At 72.7% G+C, this 24724-nt stretch carries 16 protein-coding genes; 8 read left to right on the top strand and 8 right to left on the bottom strand.

The genetic code is table 11. The features are described 5' to 3' along the window. Nucleotides 1-131 precede the first annotated feature (131 nt). Together GH747_RS13485 and acpS are read left to right on the top strand one after the other, a co-directional pair. A complete protein-coding gene (locus tag GH747_RS13485; protein ID WP_228552924.1) occupies nt 132-9260 on the top strand; it encodes a type I polyketide synthase in 9129 nt (3042 codons plus the stop codon). A gap of 11 nt (nt 9261-9271) precedes the next feature. Beyond that, nucleotides 9272-9649, top strand: coding sequence for a holo-ACP synthase AcpS (acpS, locus tag GH747_RS13480; RefSeq protein ID WP_240466182.1), 378 nt, complete (start codon nt 9272-9274; stop codon nt 9647-9649). Nucleotides 9650-9656: 7 nt separating this feature from the next. Here the strand turns inward: acpS and GH747_RS13475 are convergent, their stop codons facing one another. After that, nucleotides 9657-10280, bottom strand: a complete 624-nt coding sequence (locus GH747_RS13475; protein WP_149770135.1) for a TetR/AcrR family transcriptional regulator — start codon at nt 10278-10280, stop codon at nt 9657-9659. 128 nt (nt 10281-10408) lie between these two features. Further along, entirely contained in the window at nt 10409-11830 is a 1422-nt protein-coding gene (locus GH747_RS13470; protein ID WP_228552923.1) for a S8 family serine peptidase, read from the bottom strand. 252 nt (nt 11831-12082) lie between these two features. Between GH747_RS13470 and GH747_RS13465 the strand changes: the two genes are divergently transcribed. The 3 genes from GH747_RS13465 to GH747_RS13455 all read left to right on the top strand — a co-directional run bounded on the left by GH747_RS13465 (nt 12083) and on the right by GH747_RS13455 (nt 15410). After that, a complete protein-coding gene (locus tag GH747_RS13465; protein WP_149770133.1) occupies nt 12083-13588 on the top strand; it encodes an acyl-CoA carboxylase subunit beta in 1506 nt (501 codons plus the stop codon). After that, nucleotides 13575-13784, top strand: a complete 210-nt coding sequence (locus GH747_RS13460) for a biotin/lipoyl-binding carrier protein (RefSeq protein ID WP_149770132.1) — start codon at nt 13575-13577, stop codon at nt 13782-13784. The genes GH747_RS13465 and GH747_RS13460 overlap by 14 nt, the downstream gene beginning before the upstream one ends. Before the next feature lie 93 nt (nt 13785-13877). Then, nucleotides 13878-15410 (top strand): AMP-binding protein, encoded by a 1533-nt coding sequence (locus tag GH747_RS13455; RefSeq protein ID WP_149770131.1) that lies wholly within the window; start codon nt 13878-13880, stop codon nt 15408-15410. A gap of 6 nt (nt 15411-15416) precedes the next feature. On the opposite strand, the gene GH747_RS13450 is transcribed toward GH747_RS13455, so the two are convergent. Genes GH747_RS13450 through GH747_RS13435 form a run of 4 tightly spaced genes read right to left on the bottom strand, consistent with a single transcriptional unit; the run spans nt 15417 to nt 20656 of the window. Next, nucleotides 15417-17066, bottom strand: a complete 1650-nt coding sequence (locus tag GH747_RS13450) for an FAD-dependent oxidoreductase (RefSeq protein WP_149770130.1) — start codon at nt 17064-17066, stop codon at nt 15417-15419. A gap of 12 nt (nt 17067-17078) precedes the next feature. Then, a complete protein-coding gene (locus GH747_RS13445) occupies nt 17079-17984 on the bottom strand; it encodes an AurF N-oxygenase family protein (RefSeq protein WP_149770129.1) in 906 nt (301 codons plus the stop codon). Nucleotides 17985-18038: 54 nt separating this feature from the next. Continuing rightward, nucleotides 18039-19733, bottom strand: a complete 1695-nt coding sequence (menD, locus tag GH747_RS13440) for a 2-succinyl-5-enolpyruvyl-6-hydroxy-3-cyclohexene-1-carboxylic-acid synthase (protein ID WP_149770128.1) — start codon at nt 19731-19733, stop codon at nt 18039-18041. Continuing rightward, nucleotides 19730-20656, bottom strand: a complete 927-nt coding sequence (locus tag GH747_RS13435) for an o-succinylbenzoate synthase (protein WP_149770482.1) — start codon at nt 20654-20656, stop codon at nt 19730-19732. Before GH747_RS13435 ends, menD begins: the two co-directional genes overlap by 4 nt. Nucleotides 20657-20746: 90 nt before the next feature. Here GH747_RS13435 and GH747_RS13430 point away from each other — a divergent pair, with 90 nt between their 5' ends. Beyond that, the gene (locus tag GH747_RS13430) at nt 20747-21676 is read left to right on the top strand and encodes a formylglycine-generating enzyme family protein (protein ID WP_205602940.1); all 930 of its coding nucleotides are present in this window, start codon (nt 20747-20749) and stop codon (nt 21674-21676) included. A gap of 2 nt (nt 21677-21678) precedes the next feature. Here GH747_RS13430 and GH747_RS13425 read toward each other — a convergent pair whose 3' ends face one another. Continuing rightward, the gene (locus GH747_RS13425) at nt 21679-22719 is read right to left on the bottom strand and encodes an AMP-binding protein (RefSeq protein ID WP_228552922.1); all 1041 of its coding nucleotides are present in this window, start codon (nt 22717-22719) and stop codon (nt 21679-21681) included. Nucleotides 22720-22827: 108 nt separating this feature from the next. Here GH747_RS13425 and GH747_RS13420 point away from each other — a divergent pair, with 108 nt between their 5' ends. Continuing rightward, nucleotides 22828-23700 carry a 1,4-dihydroxy-2-naphthoate polyprenyltransferase gene (locus tag GH747_RS13420; RefSeq protein WP_149770127.1) on the top strand — a complete coding sequence of 291 codons (873 nt, stop codon included), beginning with the start codon at nt 22828-22830 and terminating at the stop codon, nt 23698-23700. Further along, the gene (locus GH747_RS13415; protein WP_149770126.1) at nt 23700-24152 is read left to right on the top strand and encodes a hypothetical protein; all 453 of its coding nucleotides are present in this window, start codon (nt 23700-23702) and stop codon (nt 24150-24152) included. Before GH747_RS13420 ends, GH747_RS13415 begins: the two co-directional genes overlap by 1 nt. A gap of 10 nt (nt 24153-24162) precedes the next feature. Here GH747_RS13415 and GH747_RS13410 read toward each other — a convergent pair whose 3' ends face one another. After that, the gene (locus GH747_RS13410; protein ID WP_149770125.1) at nt 24163-24714 is read right to left on the bottom strand and encodes a hemerythrin domain-containing protein; all 552 of its coding nucleotides are present in this window, start codon (nt 24712-24714) and stop codon (nt 24163-24165) included. Between the last annotated feature and the right edge of the window lie 10 nt (nt 24715-24724).

The raw sequence follows: 24724 nt of genomic DNA, 5'->3' as shown, positions 1-24724 counted from the left end.
CGGCCCCTGGAAGCGCTCCCAGGCGTCCAAAACATGAGGCATGCCTCACGTAAATGTTGAGGCATCCCTCATGTTTGGGTCATGATGAGTCCTGGCCCAGACCGCGCACCACCAGGAAGCTCGAGGGACTCGTGACGATCATCGACACCCCGACCACCCGGACGACGACGCACGACCACCGCACGCGGCTGGTCGATGCACTCAACGACGCGACACCGTACGCGATCGCGTTCGGAGGCCAGGGAAGTCCTTGGTTGGAGCCGCTCAGCGACCTCCTGCGGACCTATGCGCTAGGTCCGCAGCTGCACGCGATCTGCGCCGCGGCCGAGTCGCGGCTGGCACCGGTCCAGGGGGATCTCGCCCGGATCCCCCTGCCGTTCCAGCCGCTCGCGTGGGCGGACGCGCTCGCGAGCGCCGAGTCGGCTGCGGCCGACGAGGAGTCGACGGCACCCGACACGGACGTGCTTACGCAGCCCGCCGTGTCGGTGCCGGGCATCCTCCTGGCACAGCTCGCCGGCATCGAGGCCGTGCGTCTCCAGGGCCTCGACCTCACGAACCACGCCCCCCGCGCGGTCGTGAGCCACTCGCAGGGCGTGCTGGCCGCCGAGGCGCTCGCCGGACGTACGCCGTCCGACGTTCTCGCGGTGGCCCGCCTGATCGGTGCCGCGATCCAGGTCACCGCGCAGCGTCGCGGCCTGCTCGGCGACACCATGCTCGCCGTACGCCGGGTCGACCCGGCCGAGGTCACGGTCCTGCTCGCCGAGGTGGACGGCGTCGACGTCGACGTCGCCCTCCGCAACGGCCGCCGTACGGTCGTCCTCAGCGGACCCGCCGGCGACCTCGTCACGGTCCGCCGACACCTGGAGCGCGAGGCCGAGGCCCAGGCCGCCCGACGCGAGCGCAAGGCCACCGGGGGCACGCCGTTCTCGCCGGTCTTCGAGACGCTAGAGCCGCGTGCCGCCTTCCACCACCACGGCCTCGCCGAGGCCGGCGACCTGGTCGCCGAGTGGGCCGCGGCGTGCGGCCTCGACGGCGAGTGGGCGCGCGACCTCGCCACCCGCGCCGTCATCGCTCCCGGAGACTGGGTCCGCGACCTCGAGGGCGCGCTCGACAGCGGAGCTGAGTGGATCCTCGACCTCGGTCCCGGCAACCTCGCGTCCCTGCTGGCCGAGTACGAGGCGACCGCCCGCGGCGTCGGTCTCGTCGCACCGGCCACCCGCCAGGGCCAGCGCATCCTCACCACCCCGGGTGCCGCGCCCCGCCGCGCCGCCGCCTGGTCGACGTACGCCCCCAGGCCCGTCACCCTCCCCGACGGCCGCACCGTCCTCGAGACGAGCTTCACGCGTCTCACCGGGCGCTCCCCCATCCTGCTCGCCGGGATGACACCCACCACCGTGGACGCCGGCATCGTCGCCGCCGCGGCCAACGCCGGCTTCTGGGCCGAGCTCGCCGGTGGCGGGCAGGTCACCGAGGGCATCTTCGCCGACCGGCTCGAGGAGCTCGGGGGGCTCCTCGAGCCGGGCCGGACCTTCGCGTTCAACGCGCTGTTCCTCGACCCCTACCTGTGGAAGATGCAGCTCGGCCAGCAGCGTCTGGTCCAGCGCGCCCGCGCGAACGGCGCGGCGGTCGACGCCGTCGTCGTGAGCGCCGGCATCCCCGAGCTGCCCGAGGCGACCGCGCTCGTCGAGGAGCTCCGCGACACCGGCATCTCGTACGTCGTGTTCAAGCCCGGCACGGTCAAGCAGATCCGCGAGGTGCTCGCGATCGCCCGCGAGGTCGCCCCCGTCCCGATCGTCGTGCACGTCGAGGGCGGCAAGGCCGGCGGCCACCACTCGTGGGAGGACCTCGACGACCTCCTGCTCACCACGTACGCCCAGCTGCGCGCGCAGGACAACGTGATCGTCTGCGTCGGCGGCGGCATCGGTACGCCCGAGGCCGCGTCGTCCTACCTGACCGGCGCGTGGGCACGACGTCACGGCTACCCCGAGATGCCGCTCGACGGCATCCTCGTCGGCACCGCCGCGATGGCGACGCTCGAGGCCACCACCTCGCCGCAGGTCAAGCAGATGCTCGTCGACACGCCCGGCACGCCCGACTGGGTCGGTGCAGGCCGCGCCGACGCGGGCATGGCGTCCGGCCGCAGCCAGCTGGGTGCCGACATCCACGAGATCGACAACGCCGCCTCGCGCGCCGGACGCATCCTCGACGAGGTCGCCGGCGACGCCGAGGCCGTGGCGAAGCGGCGCGACGAGATCGTTGCCGCGATCGCACCGACCGCCAAGCCGTACTTCGGAGACGTCGAGGACATGACGTACGCCGGCTGGCTGGCGCGCTACGCCGAGCTGGCGGGTGCCGAGCCGGGCGAGAACGAGATCACCTCTTCGACTTCGCTCGCTTCGCTCCCTCCGCTCAGGACGAGCGGCGCCGGCGCCGAGAACTGGCTCGACGTCACGCTGCGCGATCGCTTCCACGCCATGCTGCAGCGCGCGGAGGCCCGCCTCGCCGCCGAGGACCACGGCACCATCGCGACGCTGTTCGCCGACGCCGACGCCGCGAACGACCCGTACGCCGCCATCGGCGTTCTCCTCGCCGCGTACCCGCACGCCACCGACGTCACGCTCCACCCGGCCGACGTCGCGTTCTTCGTCGAGGTCTGCCGCCGGGCCGGCAAGCCCGTCCCGTTCGTGCCGGTGCTCGACGCCGACGTACGCCGCTGGTACCGCTCGGACTCGCTCTGGCAGGCCCACGACGCCCGCTATCCCGCGGACGCCGTCTGCATCATCCCCGGCACCGTCGCCGTCGCCGGCATCACCCGCGTCGACGAGCCGGTCGCCGACCTGCTGCGCCGCTTCGAGGACGAGACCGTCGACGACGTGCTCACCGCCGGCGCGCTGACCTCGCGGGTGGCCGGCCGCCGACGTGTCGATGCCGCCGACGACCTGCTCGGTCTCGTGCTCGCCGCACCGGACGTCAGCTGGGCCGGCCGGACGGTCCGCAACCCCGTCCACCGCCTCGGCGTCGACTGGGTCATCGTCGAGCCGAGCCGGGCCGAGCACGCCGAGACCGGCGCGGTCCTGTTCACCGACGGCGACGACGCCGTCCTCGAGGTGCCGCTCGGTGGCACCCGCTCGCTCTCGGTCCGCATCCAGATCGCCGACGCGGCCTCGGGCGGCGCCCCCATTGTCACCGTGGACAGCGCCGTCACCGCCATGCGCAGCCTCGCCGGCGTCGCAGCCGGCGGGCAGCTTCCCGCGGCCGCGGACGGCGTGGCAGAGGCGACGGCCACCTGGTCCGGCGACCTCGGATCCGACCACGCCGCTGTCACGGGCGGGACAGCCGCTCGCGGCAGCCGCCCGGCGCCCGACGCGCTCGTCGGTCTCGCGTGGCCGTCGGTGTTCGCCGTGCTGGCCGACACCCACGTGCCCGGCACCGACGTCTCAGTCGTCGAGGGCATGCTCGACCTGGTCCACCTCGACCACGCGATCAACCTCGCGGGCGAGCTGCCGACCGACCGCACCCCGCTCGCGATCAAGGCCCGGCTCGCGGGCGTCGAGGACGCCGGCGTCGGCCGTGTCGTCACCATCGACGTCACCGTGACGACCGAGTCCGGCGAGCAGGTCGCGACGCTGCGCGAGCGGTTCGCGATCCGCGGCCGCAACGGCACCGCCGACCTCACCGATCCGGCTGTCGCGGGAGGCGCGGCACGTGGGGACGTGACCGAGACCTCGCGCCGTACCCGTGCGTCGCTGTCCGCCGTCGCCCCGACCGACCTGTCGGCGTTCGCCGCCGTCACCGGCGACCACAACCCGATCCACACCAGCGTCGCCGCCGCGCGCCTCGCCGGCCTCGGCGACCCGATCGTGCACGGGATGTGGCTCTCGGCCACCGCCCAGCAGATGCTCGTCGGCCGCCACATCGACGGCTGGACGACGCGCTTCCTCGCCCCGGTGCGCCCGGGCGCGACCGTCGACCTCGCCGCCGTCCGTACCGGCCTCGACGCCGGCGCGGAGATCCTCGAGATCACCGGGCGCAGCGAGGGCGAGCTCGTGATCGCCGCCACCGCGCGGATCTCGGCCCCGCGCACCGCGTACGCGTTCCCGGGCCAGGGCATCCAGCACGCCGGGATGGGCATGGCGGGCTACCGCCGGAGCAAGGCCGCTCGCGAGATCTGGGACCGCGCCGACGTCCACACCCGCGAGGTCCTCGGGTTCTCGATCCTCACCGTCGTGCAGGACAACCCGACGGTGGTCGTCGCGAACGGCGTCACCCACAAGCACCCCGACGGCGTCCTGTTCCTGACGCAGTTCACCCAGGTCGCGATGGCCGTGCTCGGATCGGCGCAGATCGCCGAGCTGCGCGAGGCCGGCGCGTTCGTCGACGACGCGGTGCTGGCCGGCCACTCGGTCGGCGAGTACAACGCGCTCTCGGCCGTCTCCGGCGTGATCAGCCTGGAGGCCGTGATCGAGGTCGTGTTCCAGCGCGGCTCGGTCATGCACACCCTCGTGCCCCGCGACGCCGAAGGCCGCAGCGACTACCGTCTCGCGGCGATCCGCCCCAGCCAGATCGGGCTCGACGACGCCGAGGTCACGCCGTTCGTCGACCGGATCGCGCAGGAGTCCGGCGAGTTCCTCGAGATCGTGAACTACAACCTGCGGGGCTCGCAGTACGCGATCGCCGGCTCCGTCAAGGGCTTGGAGATCCTCGAGGCCGAGGTCGCACGACGCCGGGCGGAGTTCGGCGGCAAGGCTGCCTTCATCCTCGTCCCCGGCATCGACGTGCCGTTCCACTCCAGCGTCCTGCGCGGCGGCGTCCCCGACTTCCGTCATCGGCTCGAGGAGCTCCTGCCGGAGACGATCGACCCGTCGATCCTGCTCGGCCGCTACGTCCCGAACCTCGTGCCGTGGCCGTTCACCCTGGACCGTGCGTTCGTCGCCGAGATCGCCGCGACGGTGCCGTCGGCGCCGCTCGAGGAGGTGCTCGCCGACTACGACGCGTGGGCCGCGACGCCTGGTCGCCTGGCCCGCCGCCTGCTCGTCGAGCTGCTCGCGTGGCAGTTCGCCAGCCCGGTCCGATGGATCGAGACCCAGGACCTGATGTTCGGTGCGCTGGGCGTCGAGCGCTTCGTGGAGATCGGCGTCGCCAACGCGCCGACCGTCGCGAACCTCGCATCCTCGACCCTCAAGCTGCCGACCGCTCCCGAGCGGACGATCGAGGTGCTCAACATCGAGCGCGAGGCGGCCTCCGTCTTCGCGACCGACACCGACCCCGCGCCTGCGGAGGACGTCGAGGACGCACCCGCCGAGTCCGCCGCTCCCACCCAGACCGCCGGTGCGGCGACGGCACCCTCCGCCGCCGCCGCACCGGCACCCAGCGCCGACCGCCCCGCCGACATCGCGTTCGACGCGGCGGACGCGACGACGGTCCTGCTGGCCTGGTGGACCAAGATGCGCCTCGACCAGATCGGCTCCGCCGACTCGATCGAGTCGCTCTGCGACGGCGCGTCCTCGCGGCGCAACCAGCTGCTGGTCGACCTGGGCGGCGAGCTGTCGCTCGGTGCGATCGACGGCGCCGCCGACGCGGACCTGCCGACGCTGTCGGGTCAGGTCAAGGGCCTGGCTCGCGCGTACAAGCCGTTCGGCCCCGTCCTGTCGAGCGCGCTCGGCGACCACCTCACGAAGATCCTCGGCCCGACGGGCAAGCGCCAGGGCGCGATCACCGACCGCGTCACCGGCGTCTGGCAGCTCGGCCCCGGCTGGGCGAGCCACGTGACCGCCGAGCTGGCGCTCGCGACGCGCGAGGGCAGCAGCGTGCGCGGCGGGAGCTTCGGCGACCTGGACGCGCCGTCCAGCGCCGCCGACCTCGACACCGCCATCGACGCGGCCGTCCAGACCGTGGCCGCTCGCCGCGGTGTCGCCGTGGCGCTCCCGTCCGCGGGAGGTGCCGACGTCACCGTCGACGCCGCCGCGCTGGGCGAGATCACTGCCGGCATCACCGGACCCGACGGGGTGCTCGCCTCCACGGCGCGCCACCTCCTGAAGACCCTCGGGCTGTCCGGCGTCTCCACCGCTGCCGACGACACGGGCACGGCCGACGCGGCCGTGGTCGCCCGCGTCGAGGCCGAGCTCGGGAGCGACTGGGTACGCCTCACCGCTCCCGCGTTCGACGCCCGTCGCGCGCTCCTGCTCGACGACCGCTGGGCCAGCGCCCGTGAGGACGTCGCCCGCATCGCCGCCGGCGCCGTGGTCGATGCCTCGCCCGAGTCGTTCGCCGGCACCGGCGAGGACGTCGCGGCGCAGGCACGCTGGTGGGCCGCGCGCAGCGAGGACGCCGAGATCGCCGCACGCCTCGCGGAGATCAGCAAGGCCGCGACCGACACGACGGCCGGAGTCTGGGCCGACGACGTCGCCGTCGTGACCGGGGCGAGCGCGGGCTCGATCGCGTCCGCCGTCGTCGGGCGCCTGCTGTCCGGTGGCGCGACCGTCGTCGCGACCACCTCGCGCCTCGACCAGCCCAAGCTGCGGGCGTACAAGGAGCTCTACCGGACGCACGCCCGTGCCGGCGCCCGGCTGTGGGTCGTGCCTGCCAACCTTGCGTCGTTCGACGACGTCGACGCGCTCGCGTCGTGGGTGACCGAGGAGCAGACGACCACCGCCGGCGGCACCACGACGGTCACCAAGCCGGCCCTGACGCCGACGCTGCTGTTCCCGTTCGCAGCCGGCCGGGTCGCGGGCGACATGACCGAGGTCGGGCCCCGCTCCGAGATCGACATGCGGATCCTCGTGTGGTCGGTCGAGCGGCTCGTCGCGACCCTGGGCACCACCGGGCGCGCGCACGACCTCACCTCCACCCTCCACGTCGTCCTGCCCGGCTCCCCCAACCGGGGCATGTTCGGCGGCGACGGAGCGTACGGCGAGGCCAAGGCAGCGCTCGACGCGCTCACGACCCGCTGGTCGGCCGAGGCCACCTGGAGCGAGCGCGTGACGCTGGTCCACGCGATCATCGGCTGGGTCCGCGGCACCGGGCTGATGGGTGGCAACGACCCGCTGGTCGACGCCGTCGAGCGTGCCGGGGTCCGCACCTGGTCCACCGAGGAGATGGCGACGGCACTTCTCGGGCTGGCGTCGGTCGAAGCACGGGCTGAGGCACGTACGGCTCCCATCACTGCTGACCTGACGGGCGGCCTCGGCGAGGCCGACCTGGATCTCGGGGCGCTGGCCCGCGAGGCCTCAGAGGGTCTCGATCGCTCCGCGCCTCGACGAGCGGAAGGGGCGGGGACCATCGACGCGCTCGCACCGTCGCCGGCCCAGCTGCCGGCGCGCCCGCCGGTGTCGTGGCCGAGCACGTCCGCGGCGCCCGAAGACCTCGTGGTCATCGTCGGCGCCGGCGAGCTCGGCCCGTTCGGGTCGGCGCGTACGCGCTTCGAGTACGAGGTCGCCGAGGAGCTCTCGGCTGCCGGCGTGCTCGAGCTCGCCTGGTCGACCGGGCTCATCGCGTGGGACGACAACGGCGGCTGGTACGACGTCGAGTCCGGCGAGGCGGTCACGGAGCCCGAGATCCACGAGCGCTACCACGACACCGTGGTCGAGCGGTGCGGCATCCGCCGCTACGGCGACGACGGCTCGCTGGTCGATGCCTCGACCCCGCTCCTCGCCCGCGCCTACCTCGACGACGACATCACGTTCTCCGTCGGGACCGAGGCGGCGGCGAAGGCGATGTACGACGCCGACCCGGAGCGTACGGTCATCGCACCCGGCACGGACGGCGACTGGACCGTGACCCGCAAGGCCGGCACCGAGATCCGCGTCCCGCGGCGCCTCGCGCTGACCCGCACCATCGGCGGTCAGATCCCGACCGGGTTCGACCCGGCCGTGTGGGGCGTGCCGGCCGAGATGCTCGAGTCGCTGGACCGCGTCGCGGTCTGGAACCTCGTCTGCACCGTGGACGCGTTCCTGTCGTCCGGCTTCAGCCCGGCGGAGCTCATGCGCTGGGTCCACCCCGCGGCGGTCGCCAGCACCCAGGGCACCGGCATGGGCGGGATGACGTCGATGCGCTCGCTCTACATCGACACGCTCCTCGGCGAGGCGAAGCAGAACGACATCCTGCAGGAGGCGCTGCCGAACGTCATCGCGGCGCACGTCATGCAGTCGTACGTCGGTGGCTACGGCGCGATGATCCACCCCGTCGCCGCCTGCGCGACGAGCGCGGTGTCGGTCGAGGAGGGTGCGGACAAGATCCGCCTCGGCAAGGCCGACTTCGTGGTCGCCGGCGGCTTCGACGACCTGTCGACCGAGGGCATCGTGGGCTTCGCCGACATGTCCGCGACGGCCGACTCCGCTGCGATGCTCGCCAAGGGCATCGACGCGCGGTTCGTCAGCCGGGCCAACGACCGGCGTCGCGGCGGGTTCGTCGAGAGCCAGGGCGGCGGCACGATCCTCCTGGCGCGCGGCGACGTCGCGCTGCGGATGGGCCTGCCCGTCCTCGGCGTGGTCGCATACGCCGGCTCGTTCGCCGACGGCGTCCACACGTCGATCCCGGCGCCGGGCCTCGGCGCGCTGGCCGCGGCCCGCGGGGGCACGCAGTCGCCGCTGGCACGCGGGCTCGCTGCCCTCGGGCTCGGCGCGGACGACGTGGCGGTGGTGTCGAAGCACGACACCTCCACCGCGGCGAACGACCCGAACGAGTCCGAGCTGCACGAGCGGATCGCGGCGTCGCTGGGTCGGACCGAGGGCAACCCGCTCTTCGTCGTCTCGCAGAAGACGCTGACGGGCCACTCGAAGGGCGGCGCTGCGGCGTTCCAGATGATCGGCCTCACGCAGATCCTGAGCAGCCAGGTGCTCCCCCCGAACCGCAGCCTCGACTGCGTCGACGACGTGCTCGACGAGAACCCGCACCTGGTGTGGCTGCGCGAGGCGCTCGAGGCTCCGGCGCCGATGCGTGCCGGGCTGGTCACGAGCCTCGGGTTCGGTCACGTCGCAGCGCTGGTCGCGATCGCGCACCCGGAGGCGTTCCTCGCGACACTCGACGCGACGCAGCGTGACGAGTACGAGCGGGCCGCACGCGCCCGTGAGGTCTCCGGCCGCCTTCGTCTGGTGCGCGCGATGTACGGCGGTCCCGCGCCGTACCAGCGCCCGGTCGGACGACGCCTCGGCGACTCCGGCGTCCGCGAGCGGGAGGCCTCGGTCCTCCTCGACCCGCAGGCGCGCCTGGGAGCCGACGGGACGTACGTGGTGGCGCAGACCAGCGCGCACAGCGAGCGGTGAGCGTGATCGGCGTGGGCGTGGACCTGGTCCACGTCCCGTCGTTCGCCGAGCAGCTGGCACAGCCGGGAAGCCGGTTCGAGCAGCTGTTCACCCCGGGTGAGCGAGGTGATGCCTCGGACGGCCAGTCCGACCGTGCGCGTCACCTCGCTGCCCGCTGGGCGGCCAAGGAGGCCGTCGTGAAGGCGTGGTCGGCGTCCCTGCACGGGTCGCCACCGGTCGTCGACGAGACGAAGGCGCTCGCTGCGATCGAGGTCGTGAAGGACCTGTGGGGCCGGCCGCGCATCGCGCTGCACGCCCCTGTGTCCGCGCACCTCGACGCGGAGCGCCTGCACGTGTCGCTGTCGCACGACGGCGACTACGCGATCGCGTACGTGGTCCTGACCGCGTGACGGGCCGCTAGCCGGACTGCTCGGCAGCCAGCAGGTACGAGCCGAGCAGGCGCTTCAGCTCGATGACGGCCTCGGCGTGCTCCTGGCCGTCGCGGATCGAGAAGTTGAGCATCGAGTAGGCGACGTGGACGAGGACCTCGGCCACGATCTTGCGGCGGCCGCGCGGGGTTCGAGGTGTCAGCGGTGCGAGGACGCCCGCGACGTCGACGGCCAGCTCGCGCTCGGTGACAGCGGCGGTCGCGCGGGTCGCGGGCGTGGACTGGACCGCGTGCCACACCGCGCGGCGCGACGGGTCGGTGACCCAGAGGGCGGCGATGTGGTCCACGAGCTGGTCGAGGAGCCGGAGCCAGTCGAGCGTCGGCAGCGCGGCGGCGAGCCGCGCGAGCTCGGCGCGGACGGCGACGACGTCCTGGCGGTCGAGCTCGCACACGACGACGTACTTGTTCTGGAAGAACTGGTAGATCGTGCCGATCGGGATGCCTGCGCGGTTCGCGACCTCCTCGAGCGTGAACGACTCGAAGCCGACGTCGAGCAGCAGGTCACGCGACGTCTGCAGGATCAGGTCGAACTTCTTCTGGCTCCGCTCCTGCGTCGGGCGGCGCCGAGGTTCGAGGATCTCCACGGTCGTCACTCCTCAACCCTACCGATCCGTAGGTTGTATCCGCTGGAGGATCGGTCCCGTTGACACCGCGAGTTGCGGGCCGTGCGCCGGCGCGGCACGGCTCGTCGAGAGCCGTGCCGCGCCTGCGTCGTACGGTGTCAGCGTCCCTGGGTGGCGTCCAGGGCGTCGACGAGTCCGTCACCGAAGAAGCCGTTGTACGCGGCGGTGCCGGTGCAGCGGACGTCGCTCGGGCACGGCTTGTCGTCGGCCTGTGCGCGCACGAGAGCCACGAGCTCGGCGGGCGACGCGTTCGGGTGCGACGACTTCAGCAGCGCCAGCACGCCGGCGACGTGCGGCGACGCCATGGACGTCCCGGACTTGAGCCCGTAGCCGCCGTTGAGGACGGTCGACAGGATGCGCGACCCCGGTGCGGTCACGTCGATCACGCCGTCGCCGTAGTTGGAGAAGCTCGACTTCGCGCCGGCCTGGTCGTTCGAGGCCACGGTGACCACACCCGGGAGCTCGGTCGGGATGTCCTCGCACCCGGCGTCGATCGGACGCGGCGCGGGAGTGGTGTCGTTCGGGCTGGTGGTGTCCGTCGTCTTGTTCGCCAGGTCGTAGTTCGAGTTCCCCGCAGCGGCGGCGCTCACGACGCCGTTGCGCTCGGAGTACGAGACGGCGCGACGGACGGCCTCCTTGGCCGCTGCCTGGTCGGGATCGTTGCTGCACCAGAACATCCACGGATCGACGTAGTAGCTGTTGTTCGTCACGTCGACGCCGTGCTCGGCCGCCCAGACGAAGCCGCAGATCGCGTACTCGGGGTAGATGAACCCGTCGTCGTCGACGACCTTGATCGACGTCATCCGGACGTTCGGCGCGACTCCGACGATGCCCACGCCGTTCTTGGCCGCGGCGATCGTCCCGGCCACGTGCGTCCCGTGGTCGCTGGTCGTCGGGATCCATGCGGCACGGCTGGTGTCGGGAACCCCGTTCGCGGTGCAGCCGACCGAGTTCTTCGCGTCCAGGTTGGGCGCGAGGTCGGGGTGCGTGTCGTCGATGCCGCTGTCGAGCACGCCGACCGTGACGTCACGGCTGCCGTCGCTCGCGACGTCCGCCTTGATCTGGGTCATGTCCCACTGCTGCGCCTCGAGCGGGTCGGGCGCGACCTCGGTGGCCGAGACGCCCTGCCTGATCTCGAACGCCGACCGCGTCTCGGTGCTGCGCGCCAGGGAGCGCGGCTGAGCCGCTGCGTCGGCCGGCGTCTTGACCGCTGCCGTGCGCGTGGCACCGACCGACTGGACGGCGTGGCCCTTGGCGACGTCGACGACGTCGTCGCGGAACGAGCCGGACGTGGAGTGCGCGACGACCACGCCGATCTCGGGCCAGGACTGGACGACCGTGCCCCCGGCGTCGCGGACTGCGCGCTCGGCGAGACGGGTCTGCCCCGGGTTGGCCTTGCTGTTGACGACGTAGCTCATGAGGACGCCGTCGGCCGCGGGCGCTGCCGCGGGGGCAGCGGATGCGGCGGGCGCGACCGCGCCTGCTGTGAGCGCCGCGGCGACGAGCCCGAGGCCGCCCAACGCTGCTGCTGCGAGGTGCCGCCTGGGGCGGCGAGAGGGCCAAGAGGGGGATTCTGCGGGACGGACCATGGGGTGGTGACCTCCATTGCTGCCGGGGAATCTGTTGTGTCCCGCAACCGTAGACCGGGGATCGACCGTGCGCTGGTCGCCACTGAGACCGAGGACACGTCAGGCGTCGGCTTGACAAAACATGAGGCACCCCTCATCTTTGAAGCAAGTCCTGAGGCTTCCCTCATGTTTTAGGAGACCGAGTTGACCACGATCAACACGGAGACCGCAACCTCCGACCACCGCGCCCGGCTCGCGCAGCGACGCCAGGATCGGTTCCGCCACGTCGAGCCGCGCGGACGCCGCGAGTACACCGCCCGCGAGCGCGCCGAGATGCTCGTCGACGCCGGCTCGTTCGTCGAGATGACGCCGATGCGCGTCGACGGCAACGGCAACGGCGCCGGCGTGGTCATCGGCTGGGGCCGCGTCGACGGCCGCGGAGTCGTCATCGCCAGCCACGACGCCGCCGTCGCGTCCGGAGCGATCGGCGCCGTGATGGCCGAGACGATCCAGAAGGCCCAGCGCTTCGCGATCGACAAGGGCTACCCGATCGTCTACATCAACGACTCCGGCGGCGCCCGGATCCACGACGGGATCCTCGCCCTGCACGGCTGCGGAGAGATGTTCGCGCTCAACGTCCTGGCTCAGAAGCGGATCCCCCAGATCTCCCTGATCCTCGGACCGTGCGCGGGCGCCGCGGCGTACTCCCCCGCCCTGACCGACTGGACCATCATGGTCCGCGAGCAGGGCCAGATGTTCCTCACCGGGCCTGACATCGTCAAGGCGACCACCGGCGAGGACGCCAGCGCCGAGGACATCGGCGGGGCGCAGATGCACACCGAGACCAGCGGCGTCGCACACCTCGAGGTGACGAACGAGGGCGAGGCGTTCCACGCCACGCGCCTCCTGCTCTCGTACCTGCCCTCCCACGTCGGCGCCGCGATGCCGCTCGTCGCGCCGCGTCGTCCGGACCCGGTCGCTGCCGAGCGCCTCCCGTACGTGGTCCCGGACAAGGCCAGCGTCGTCTTCGACATGAACAAGGTGCTCGACGGCGTCCTGGATGCCGGCCCGCGCCTGGAGCTGATGCCGGCGCACGCGCCGAGCGTCCTCACGCTGTTCGGCCACCTCGACGGCCGCCCGGTCGGAGTCCTCGCCAACCAGCCCAACTCGCGCGGCGGTGTCCTCGACGCGAAGTCCTCGGTCAAGGCCGCGCGCTTCATCGAGTTCTGCGGCCGGTTCGGGCTGCCCGTGGTGACGTTCGTGGACGTCCCCGGCTTCCTCCCCGGCACCGTCGAGGAGGGGCGCGGCGTCATCACGCACGGCGCCAAGCTCCTCAAGGCCTACGTCGAGACCACCTCGCCGCTGCTGACGGTCGTGGTCCGCAAGGCGTACGGCGGCGCGTACATCGCGATGGGGTCGGCCTCGCTGGGCGCGGACTACTCGTGGGCCTGGTCCGGTGCGGAGATCGCGGTCATGGGTCCGGGTGGCGCCGTGGCGCTGCTGCACCGCCGCGCCCTGCGCGACGCGGACGACCCGGAGGCGCTGCGCGACGAGCTCGCCGCCGAGTACCGCGAGAACGTCGCCCGCCCGTACGTCGCCGCCGAGGCCGGGATCCTCGACGACGTGATCCTGCCCGAGGAGACGCGGGACCGGCTCGTCGACGCGCTCGCGACGCTGGGCTTCGAGAGTGGGGCCGATGTACGCCGCTAGGGCTGAGATCGTCGGCAACGTCTGGCGCCTGCACGCGCAGGAGGGCGACCACGTCGCCGCAGGGGACCTCGTGGCGGTCCTGGAGACCATGAAGATGGAGATCCCCGTGCTCGCCGGCGAGAGCGGCACCGTCCGCCTGCACGTGCGCGAGGGGCAGATCGTCCAGGAGGGCGACGTCATCGCGGAGATCGCCTGACGTCGCCGCGACTCCCGTCGTCCGGCTCCTCGTGATAGGACGTGATCAGGGTCACTCTCCCGGCGTCCCGGCCCCGATCGTACGAGGTGCTCGATGTTCTTCCCGCTCACCGTCCGCGACTTCCTCGACCGTGCCGTCACGGTCTATCCCGACCGCGTGGCCGTGGTCGACGAGCCCGACCAGCCGGCGCCGTCGTGGGGCGAGGTCACGTACGCGGAGCTCGGCCGCCGGGCGCGGTCGCAGGCGGCGTACCTGGACGGGCTCGGTGTCCCTCCGGGCGCGCGGGTCGCGATCGTCTCGCAGAACTCGGCCCGCCTGCTGACGTCGTTCTTCGGCGTCTCGGGGTGGGGTCGCATCCTGGTCCCGGTGAACTTCCGGCTCGCGGCGGCGGAGGTGAAGTACATTGTCGAGCACAGCGGCGCCGAGGTGCTGCTGGTCGATCCCGAGGTGCGCGGACTGCTCGACACGGTGACGGCGAAGCACACCTTCGTCATCGGTGAGTCCGACGAACCGATGTGGACGACCGGCGGCGAGCCGCAGCCGTGGGAGGCCGACGAGGCGGCCACGGCGACGATCAACTACACCTCCGGTACGACCGCGCGACCCAAGGGCGTCCAGCTGACCCACCGCAACCTGTGGACCAACGCCAGCATCTTCGGCTGGCAGGCGGGCGTGAACGACCGGGACGTCTACCTCCACACGCTGCCGATGTTCCACGCCAACGGATGGGGCATGCCGTACGCCGTCACCGGGATGGGCGGCCGGCACGTCGTGATCCGCAAGATCGACGGCGCCGAGATCCTGCGCCGCGTCGAGCGCCACGGCGTCACGTTCATGTGCGCTGCGCCGGCGGTGGTGCAGGCGGTGCTCGACGCCGCGAAGACGTGGGACGGCGAGGTCCCCGGACGCGACCGGGTCCGGATCATCGTCGCGGGCGCCCCGCCACCGACGCGGACGATCGAGCGCGTCCGTGGCGAGCTCGGCTGGGAGTTCATCCAGATCTACGGCCTCACCGAGACCTCACCCCTGCTCACGATGAGCCGGATGCGCGAGGAGTGGGACGGGCTGGAGCCGCTCGAGCAGGCGCGGCTCCTGGGCCGTGCGGGCGCGCCCGCGGTCGGCGTACGGATCATGGTCGACGACGACGGCGAGGTGCTGGCGCAGTCCAACCACAACCTCGACGCCTACTGGGAGAACCCCGACGCAACCGCCACGGCGCTGCAGGGCGGCTGGTTCCACACCGGCGACGGCGGCACGTTCGAGGACGGCCACCTCACGATCGCGGACCGCAAGAAGGACGTCATCATCTCCGGCGGCGAGAACGTCACGTCGATCGAGGTCGAGGACGCACTGATGCTGCATGCGGCCGTCCGCGAGGTCGCCGTCATCGGCATCCCCGACGAGAAGTGGGGCGAGCTCGTCACCGCGCTCGTCGTCCTCGACCCCGAGGAAGGCGAGGTGAGCGCCGAGGACCTGATCGCACACACGCGGCAGCACCTCGCCGGCTACAAGTGCCCGAAGCGGATCGAGTTCCGTGACGAGCTGGCCCGCACGGCGACGGGCAAGCTGCAGAAGTTCAAGCTGCGTGCGCCGTACTGGGAGGGCAAGGAGCGCCAGGTCAACTGACCTGGCTCACCGGCGGCGGCTCCGCCAACGGCCCGGCGACCCCGCCGCGAGCAGCTCGGGCACCGTCGCGAACTTGCGCCGCGGGCGCCCGTGCGCAGCACCGCCGAGCCGCTCGGCGCGGTCGATCGACCGCATCCACCGCAGGCCCACGACGTCGTCGTTGCGACGCCGCAGGAGCTCACGGAGCGCCCGAGGAGACCCGGTCGGCTCGGCGAGCCGGCCCGCCGACACGTCGTCGACGATCGCCGCGACCGTCTCCTGCGCGCAGGCACGGTTGGCGCCGATCCCGCCGGTCGCGCCGCGCTTGATCCAGCCCACGACGTACGCCCCGGGCAGGGGCTCGCCGTCCGCGTCGAGGACCCGCCCCTGGGCGTTCGGGACGGTCGCCGTGCCGGGATCGAACGGCAGCCCGGGCAGCGGGGATCCGCGGTAGCCGATCGAGCGCACGAGTGCACCCGCGGCGATCGTCCGCCCACCGGTGACCCGCACGGCCTCCACGCGGTCGGCGCCCTCGACCGCGACCGGGGCGGTCCAGAACGCCAGCACCACGCGCTTGCCCGGCGCGGGCGGCGCGTCCCAGTCGATGCTCACGCGCTCGACGTCGCGGAGCATCGCGGCCTTGCTCCCGACCGGTGCCGCATCGACGGCGGCGGCCGCGTCCGGGTGCTCCTCGACGACCAGGTCGACCCCGTCGATGGTCCGCATGCCGACCAGCTCCGACATCGTGAACGCGGCATCCGCAGGTCCTCGGCGTCCGAGCACGACGACCTCGCGGACGCGGCTCCGGCGCAGCGCCGCGAGAGCGTCGTCGGCGATGTCCGTGCGGCTGAGCTCGTCGGGGTCGGTGAGCAGCACGCGCGCGACGTCGAGGGCGACGTTGCCGTTGCCGACCACGACGACGCGCTCGACGGACAGGTCGATCTCGGTGGCGACGCGGTCGGGCTGCGCGTTGTACCAGGCGACCAGCTCGGACGCCGGCACGCTCCCTGCAAGGTCCTCGCCGGGGATCCCGAGCCGCCGGTCCGCGCTCGCACCGACGGCGTACACCACGGCGTGGTGGTGCTCCAGCAGCTCCTCGTGCGTGACGTCCCGGCCGACGTCGACGTTGAGCGCGACGGTGACGCGCGGATGGGCGTACGTCCAGGCGAACGTGTCCTCGATGCGCTTGGTGTCCGGGTGGTCCGGCGCGACGCCGGAGCGGAGCAGGCCGCCCGCGACCGGCAGCCGGTCGATCATCGTGAGGGTCGCCGGAGTGCCGGTGAGCAGTGCGCGGGCTGCGTATGCGGCGGAGGGGCCGGTGCCGACGATCGCCACGTGGAGGTCACCCGACCCCTGCGGCACCGTCGTCGGGAACGTCAACGCGTCCCAGGTCGCCGACTCGGGGTGCGCCGCGTAGTAGTCACGGTTGAGGTCCGCGAAGACCGTGTCCGGCCCTCGCAGCAGGTCGACCGGGGTGATCGCTCCGACCGGGCACGCGTCGACGCACGCCCCGCAGTCGATGCAGCCGACCGGATCGATGAAGACCATCTCCGAGCTCGCGTAGCCGCCGGCGGCACCGGCCGCACGCTCCTCGGGGGTGGGGTGGATGCAATTGACCGGGCAGACCGACACGCAGGTGGCGTCGTTGCAGCAGCTCTGCGTGACCGCGTATGCCATCGAGGTCCTCGCTCAGATCATGTCGACGGACTGGTAGACCCGCATCGCCCGCTTGGTCAGAAGACCTGCGTCGGCGAGGAAGTCCATGAGGTGCACGCACGACAGGCGCATCATCGCCTTGCGGTGCTGGTTGGTCCGTACCTCCGCGAGCGCGCGCTCCTTGTCGAGTCCGACGTTCGTGTAGACCTCGGGGCTGACCATCGCTCGGACGATGAAGTAGGCGGCACCGGCGAAGAGCATGGCCGAGCGCTCCCGCCGGAAACGGCTGGCGTGCTCGAGGCCGTCCATGATCTCGGCGCGCGCGAACTTCATGTGGCGCGCCTCCTCGACCACGTGGATCTTGCTGGTGGTCCGGACGATGTGGACGACGTTCTCGCCACGCATCCAGTCGCGCTGCATCACGTCGAGGATCTCCTCGGCGATGAGGATCGGTCCGTACGCCTGCTCGGCGCGCGCCGTCGTCTTGATGAGCCGGGCGAGCTCGATCGTGAGGCGGGGCGGAAGGTACTTCGGGATGCCGAGGACGTCGCAGGTGCGGGCGAACATCAGCGAGTGGCGGCACTCGTCGGCGATCTCGGTCAGCGCGAACCGGAACTCGGTGGCGGCGGGATCCTTCGCGTACTGGTCGCGCAGGATCAGCTGCTGCAGCATCATCTCGAACCAGATGCCGGTCTGCATGATCGAGCCGACCTCGTGGCGGGTGAGGAGGACGCGCTGCTCCTCGCTCATCTCGTCCCACAGCCGCGTGCCGTACAGCGTGCTCCACTCGGGGTTGAGCCCGTAGTGGTCGTCGGGGATCGGCTGGTCCCACGCGACCTCGGTCTGCGGGTCGTACGACAGCTCGTCCGACGAGGTGAGGAGACGCGCAGTGACGTCGTCGATCGTCGTGCGCTCGCGGAACGCGGTGGCGGCGGTCATGTGGCCCTCCAGTCTCCGATGACGTGACGGGCCTTATGTTACATCGCTGATGTATTAATGCAACCGTGCAGCGCCGCGGAGCTTCCGGTCGATCTCGCGCCGGTCGGTCCGGTCGATGACAGCCTCGACGACGCGCAGCCCGCCGTCTGTCGCGAGAGCCTCCTGCAGCTCGTCGCTCGTCCTGGCGAGGCGGTGCTCCACCCCCATCGCCTGGCAGAGCCTGCCGATGCTGACGCCGGTCGGCGTCGCGAAGACCCGCTCGAACGCAGCGGCGTACGGCACGTCACCCTGCTCGAGCGTCGAGAAGATGCTTCCGCCGTTGTCGGAGGCCACGACGATCGTGAGGTCAGGCACGGGCTCCGACGGGCCGATCACGAGGCCGTTGCTGTCGTGGAGGAACGTCAGGTCACCCATGAGTGCCAGCGTCCTCTCGCCGGACCGGCGCCCGAGCGCAGCGCCGATCGCCGTCGACACCACGCCGTCGATGCCGGCCAGCCCTCGATTGGCGGTGATCATCCGCCGCTGCCCGACCTGGTACGGCACGGCCATGAGGTCGAGGTCGCGTACGGGGTTCGAGGAGCCGACCACCAGCTGCCCGCCCGGCTCGACCGCCTGCGACACGGCACGGGCCACCAGCCACGGGGTGAGCGTGTCGCCCCCGAGCACGATCTCCTCCACAGCCGCGAGCGTCGCCGCGTCCGCGCGTGTCCACTGCTCGAACCACGAGGGATCGTCGGCGCCATCGACGCGCACGGACGGGTACGTCGCTGCGAGCCGGTTGCCGGGATCCGAGAACGGGGCCGCGCCGACACCGACGATCTCGACATCGTCGCGCGAGAGCAGACGGGTGATCGGACGCGACAGCGTCGGGTGCCCGAAGGCGATCACCCGCTCGATCCGGTCGGCGAGCTCGGGGAGACCGAGCAGCAGCCGGTAGGTCGCGATCGGCTGCGTCCCGTTGCGCGCCCCGGACGTCGGCTCGGCGAGCAGCGGCCACCCTGCCTCCTCGGCGAGCAACCGTGCGGCCGGACCCGCGTCGTCTCCGGCGACCACGACCGTGCGGGGACCGAGGGGCAGCGTCGAGGCCGGCTCCGGCGTGACCGGGGCCGGACGCCTCCACGGCGCGCCGTCCGGCCGACCGACGAGCTCGGCGGACAGGTCGCCCCCGACCTCGTCGGCGCCGGGCACCAGCGGCTCACGGAACGCCACGTTCAGGTGCACGGGGCCACCCTGCGGTCGCGCCATCGGGCCCTCGCCCGTACGCCCGACCGCCGCCGCGACGACTCGTGCGACGGCAGCTCTCCAGGCCGCCGGGCTCGCCGGCACGACGTCGGGAGCGGCGACCTCGACGTAGGCGCGCACCGCGTCGCCGTACAGCTTCACCTGGTCCGTCGTCTGGTTGGCCTCGGTCCCCCGCAGCTCCACGGGTCGGTCGGCGGTGATCGCGATCAGCGGCACGCGCGCGTGCGACGCCTCCAGGATCGCGGGGTGCAGGTTGGCGGCGGCGGTGCCGGAGGTGGTCACGACGGCGACCGGCCGGTGCGAGCCCTTCGCCAGGCCGAGCGCGAGGAACGCCGCGCTCCGCTCGTCGATGCGGACGTGCAGCCGCAGGTCGCCGTGGGCGTCGGCGGCGTGCAGCGCGAGTGCCAGCGCCGCGGAGCGTGAGCCGGGCGACAGCACGACGTCACGGACGCCGGAGCGCACGAGCTCGTCGACGAGGACGCGGCCGAGCGCGGTCGACGGGTTCATCGGGCCACCGCCCGGACCGTACGGATCTCCTCCAGCCGCGCCGCCCAGCGCGCGACCAGGTCGGGGTCGGGCGCTGTCGCGAGGAACGCCGCCGACGGCTCGGGGCGTACGACCGGGAGCACGCCACCCCGGGGCACCAGCGGGGCGTCCACCACGTCGTGCTCCAGCAGGGACACCGTCCCCAGCCCGCACGCGTACGGCAGCTCCGGCAGTGCCGCGGCCAGCGCGACACCGGCCGCGATGCCGACCGACGTCTCCAGAGCGCTGGACACGACGACCGGGAGTCCGATGCGCTCGGCGATCTCCAGGCACGCTGCGACGCCGCCCAGCGGCTGCACCTTGAGGACCGCGATGTCCGCGGCACCGAGCTCGGCCACGCGGTAGGGGTCCTCGGCGCGGCGGATCGACTCGTCGGCCGCGATCGGCACGGGGGTACGACGGCGCAGCGTCGCCAGCTCCTCGACCGTGCGGCACGGCTGCTCGGCGTACTCCAGGCCTCCCGCGGCCCGGTCCAGCACCGCGAGCGCCTCGAACGCCTCGTCGACCGACCATGCCCCGTTGGCGTCGACCCGGACGGCACCGTCAGGCCCCAGCGCGTCGCGTACGGCCGCGACCCGCGCCTCGTCGTCGGCGAGGGTCTGGCCGGGTTCGGCGACCTTCACCTTCGCCGTACGGCAGCCGTGGCCGCCGCGCACGATCGCCTGCGCCTGCTCGGGCCCGACGGCGGGCACCGTGCAGTTCACCGGCACGGCATCGCGCACCGGCGTCGGCCACACGCGTACGGCGTCGGTGGCGGCGGCGTCGTACCAGGGGCGCGACGCCGCGGCGTCGTAGTCCCAGAAGGGGCTGAGCTCGATCCACCCGGTCTCGCCGCGCGCGAGCAGCCCCTCCCGCACGGTGATCCCGCGGAAACGGGTCCTCATCGGGATCGAGTACGGCAGCCAGGCGAGGTCGGGTTCGGTCACGTCCGCCACGTTATCCCGAGGTCGACCCCACCCCGTACGCTGACGGCCATGACAGCCAGGCACGACATGGCGCTGGTGCCCGGCGGCACCCTCCTGCAGGGCAGCACCGAGTTCTACCCGGAGGAGCAGCCCGTCCGCGAGGTCGCCGTCGGTCCGGTGCGGGTGATGCGGCACGCCGTGACCAACGCGCAGTTCCGCAGGTTCGTGAAGCACAGCGGCCACGTGACCGTCGCGGAGAAGGCTCCCGACGCGGCCGAGCTCCCCGACGCCGACCCTGCAGACCTGGTGCCGGGATCGCTCGTGTTCACGCCCACGAGCGGGCCCGTCCCGCTGAACGAGTGGCAGCGCTGGTGGCGTTGGCAGCCCGGCGCCGACTGGCGGCACCCCGAGGGCCCCGGCAGCAGCCTCGACGGCCGCGACAAGCATCCCGTGGTCCACGTCGCGCACGAGGACGCTCTCGCGTACGCCGCCTGGGCGGGGATGCGCCTGCCGGACGAGGCCGAGTGGGAGTGGGCGGCCCGGGGCGGCCTGGCCGGCGCCACCTACGCGTGGGGCGACGAGTTCATGCCCAAGGGCCGCGTGATGGCCAACACGTGGCACGGGGACTTCCCGTGGCGCAACGACATCCCCAAGAAGCACGGGCTCACGACGCCGGTCGGCTCGTACGCCCCGAACGGCTACGGGCTGTTCGACATGACCGGCAACGTCTGGGAGTGGACGCGGTCGCCGTGGTCCGCGTCCCACGCGGAGCACCACGCGCCGGAGCCGTCAGGGCGTCCGGGTCTCCCGATGGCCAGCTGCTGTGCCCCGGTCGCCCCGGCGACGCCCGCCGTCGAGGGCACGAGGTTCGTGACGAAGGGCGGCTCCCACCTGTGCGCGCCGTCGTACTGCCACCGCTACCGCCCCGCGGCACGCCAGGGGCAGGAGGTCCACAGCACGACCGGCCACATCGGCTTCCGCTGCGTCGTCGACGCCTGAGCTCAGGCCCCCGCCAACCGGCGTACGGCCTGGCGGTCGACCTTGCCGTGCTCGAGCAGGGGGATCGCCTCCACCGCCACGACACGACGCGGGGCCCAGCTGCGTGGCAGGCCCGCGGCCTCGACGCCGTCGCGGACCTCAGGAGTCCCCGGCGGCGTGCCCGCGACCACGGCGACCACGAGCTGGCCCCACTCCGCGTCAGGCACCCCGACGACCACCGCGTCGGTGATCCCGTCGAGCCCCCTCAGCGCCGCGGCGACCCGTGGGAGCACGACGTTCACGCCACCGGAGATCACGACGTCGTCGCTGCGTCCGAGGACCTGCAGACGACCGTCGGGGTCGAGGCGGCCGAGGTCGTGGGTCCGGAGCCAGCCGTCGCGCAGCGCGTCGGAGGTCGCCTCCGGGTCGCCGGCGTAGCCGTCGAACAGCACGGGGCCCGCCAGCCACACCCGTTGCTCGACGTCGATCCGCAGGGCCACACCGTCGAGCGGCACGCCGTCGTACACGCACCCGCCCGCGGTCTCGCTCATGCCGTACGTGCGCACGATCCGGACGCCCGCGTCCACCGCACGGGCCCGCAGCGCCGGGTCGAGCGCGGCTCCCCCGACGAGGACCGCATCGAGCGAGGCGAGCACGTCGAACCGCCCTGCCTCGGACAGTCGGTGCAGCTGCGTCGGGACGAGCGAGGCATACCGGCGATCCCCCGTCATCGCCGCGACCGCCTCGTCCAGCCCGCCGTGCTCGGCGGTGACCACCGGTGAGGTCCCCGCGAGGATCGAGCGCGCGATCACCTGCACCCCGGCCACGTAGTTCGCGGGGAGGTCGAGCAGCCACTGGCCCGGTCCTCCGAGCCGCGCGTGCGTCGCCCGCGCACTCGACGTGACGGCTCGACGCGACAGGAGCACGTCCTTCGGGTGTCCCGTGGAGCCCGACGTGCGGATCGCGAGCGCGCGCGGCTCCTGCTCCGCGGCGAGCCACCCGCGCATCGCCGCCTCGACCTCGCGCGCGGTGCCCGTCACGGGGCGCAGGGTGCCACTGTTCACAGGCCCACGCTATGCCCTGCAGGAGACTCGACATTCCTGGTGCTCGGACAGCGGGAATGTCGAGTCCGTCGACCTGGCGTCCACCAGCAGGTGACAGGATGGGCGACCGTGGCAACAGCATCGCAGTGGATCGCAGGAGCACGCCCTCGTACGCTCCCGGCCGCCGTCGCGCCGGTGGTGGCCGGTACGGGCGCGGCCCTCTTCGCCGACGGCGCCGTCTGGTGGAAGGCTGCGGTCTGCCTGATCCTGTCGCTCGCGCTCCAGATCGGCGTGAACTACGCCAACGACTACTCCGACGGCGTGAAGGGCACCGACGACGACCGCGTCGGGCCGATGCGGCTCGTCGGGTCGGGTACGGCGAGCGCGGGCGCCGTCAAGCGGGCCGCGTTCACGTGCTTCGGGATCGGCGGCGCGCTGGGTCTCGTCCTCGCGGCGACCTCGGGCTGGTGGCTGCTCGTCGTCGGCGTCGCCGCGATCGCCGCCGCGTGGTTCTACACCGGTGGCTCCACGCCGTACGGCTACCGCGCGCTCGGCGAGGTCAGCGTCTTCGTGTTCTTCGGGCTCGTCGCCGTGCTCGGCACCACCTACGTCCAGGTCGGCGCGTTCACCTGGCCGAGCCTCGCGGCCGCGATCGGCGTCGGCTCCCTGGCGTGCGCGATCCTCGTCGCCAACAACCTCCGCGACATCCCGACCGACACGGTCAGCGGCAAGCGCACGCTCGCGGTCGTGCTCGGCGACCGCCGGACCCGCGCCTTCTTCATCGTGCTGCTCGTCGTCGCCCTGCTCACGGTGTGGTGGCTCGCGTCGTACACGCCGTCGGCGCTGTTCGGCCTCCTCGCGTTCCCGTGGGCCCTGCGCGCCGCCACACCGGTCGCTCGCGGCGAGCGGGGGCTGGCCCTGCTTCCGACGCTGCGCGACACGGGGCTGGCCGAGCTCGTCTACGCGATCGGCATCGCGGTCGGCCTCGCCATCGGCGCCTGATGGGATCGCGGATCCGGTCGGTCGTGGTCGCGGCCGCCGTCGTCGGCCTGCTCGCGACCACGACGGGCTGCTTCCGGACCGCCGACCCGGACGCCATGGAGCAGGTGCAGGGCGCCGTCCGGGATGCGCCGGCGGGCCTGGACGAGATCGTCGTCGACGAGGGCACGGACGGGCTGTCGCGCTACGTGCTCCTCGAGCTGCGCACCACGGGAGACGACCTCACCGCCGACGTCCTCGGCGACACGCTCGAGCTGGTCGGCCGCACGTTGCCCGAGGCGTACGACAGCGTGCAGATCGTGGCACGGACGACTGGGGACGAGCGTCTCGAGGTCTCCCCGGCGTTGACCGACCTCGGCCTCGACACCGCGTACCTGGTCAACCCGAACAGGGCCTCCGTGCCCGCCCCGGCGCTCCGCGCGTTCGCCTCGTCGCCCCGGGCGACGACCGGCTGAGGGCCGCCACTTACTCCTCGTCGTCGAGCAGGCCCCGCTTCTCCGCTCGCGCGACGATGGCCCGGACGTTCTCGATCCGCCCGCAGTCGGCGTCCACCTGGTTGTTGCGCTCGTCGGCGAACGCCTTCCCCAGCGCGAGGCGGGTCCGCTCCGCAACCTCCTCGCGCGCCGGGTTGAGGATCGTGAGCTCCTCCTCCGTCAGGTGGTGGTTGACCACTCGGGCGAGCTCCTCGACGGCGTCGTCGAAGGTCTGGGTGTCGGTGCCCTTCAGCTCGAGCACCGCCAGGAGAGCCTGGTTGCCCTCGGCGTGCTCCTCCTCGCCGTGCTCCTCCTCGTGCTCGCTGATGGCGTCACGGCGGCGCAGCGTCGGATAGACCTCCTTCTCCTCCGCCTCGGCGTGCGCGACGTGGAGCGTCGCGAACGCTCGCCGCACGGCGTCGCGGTCGGAGGTGGCGTCGCGCAGCTGACGCAGCAGGTCCTCGAACCGACGGTGGTCGTCCAGGATCAGGTCGATGACGTCGCCGGAGACGGGGCGCCCCAGCTCGATCGATGAGGTAGGCATGCATCCAACC

Source organism: Mumia xiangluensis (assembly GCF_010994095.1).
Lineage (GTDB): Bacteria > Actinomycetota > Actinomycetes > Propionibacteriales > Nocardioidaceae > Mumia > Mumia xiangluensis.
The sequence above is the reverse complement of the archived record's forward strand: the minus strand, read 5'-3'. Positions and strand labels throughout refer to the sequence as shown.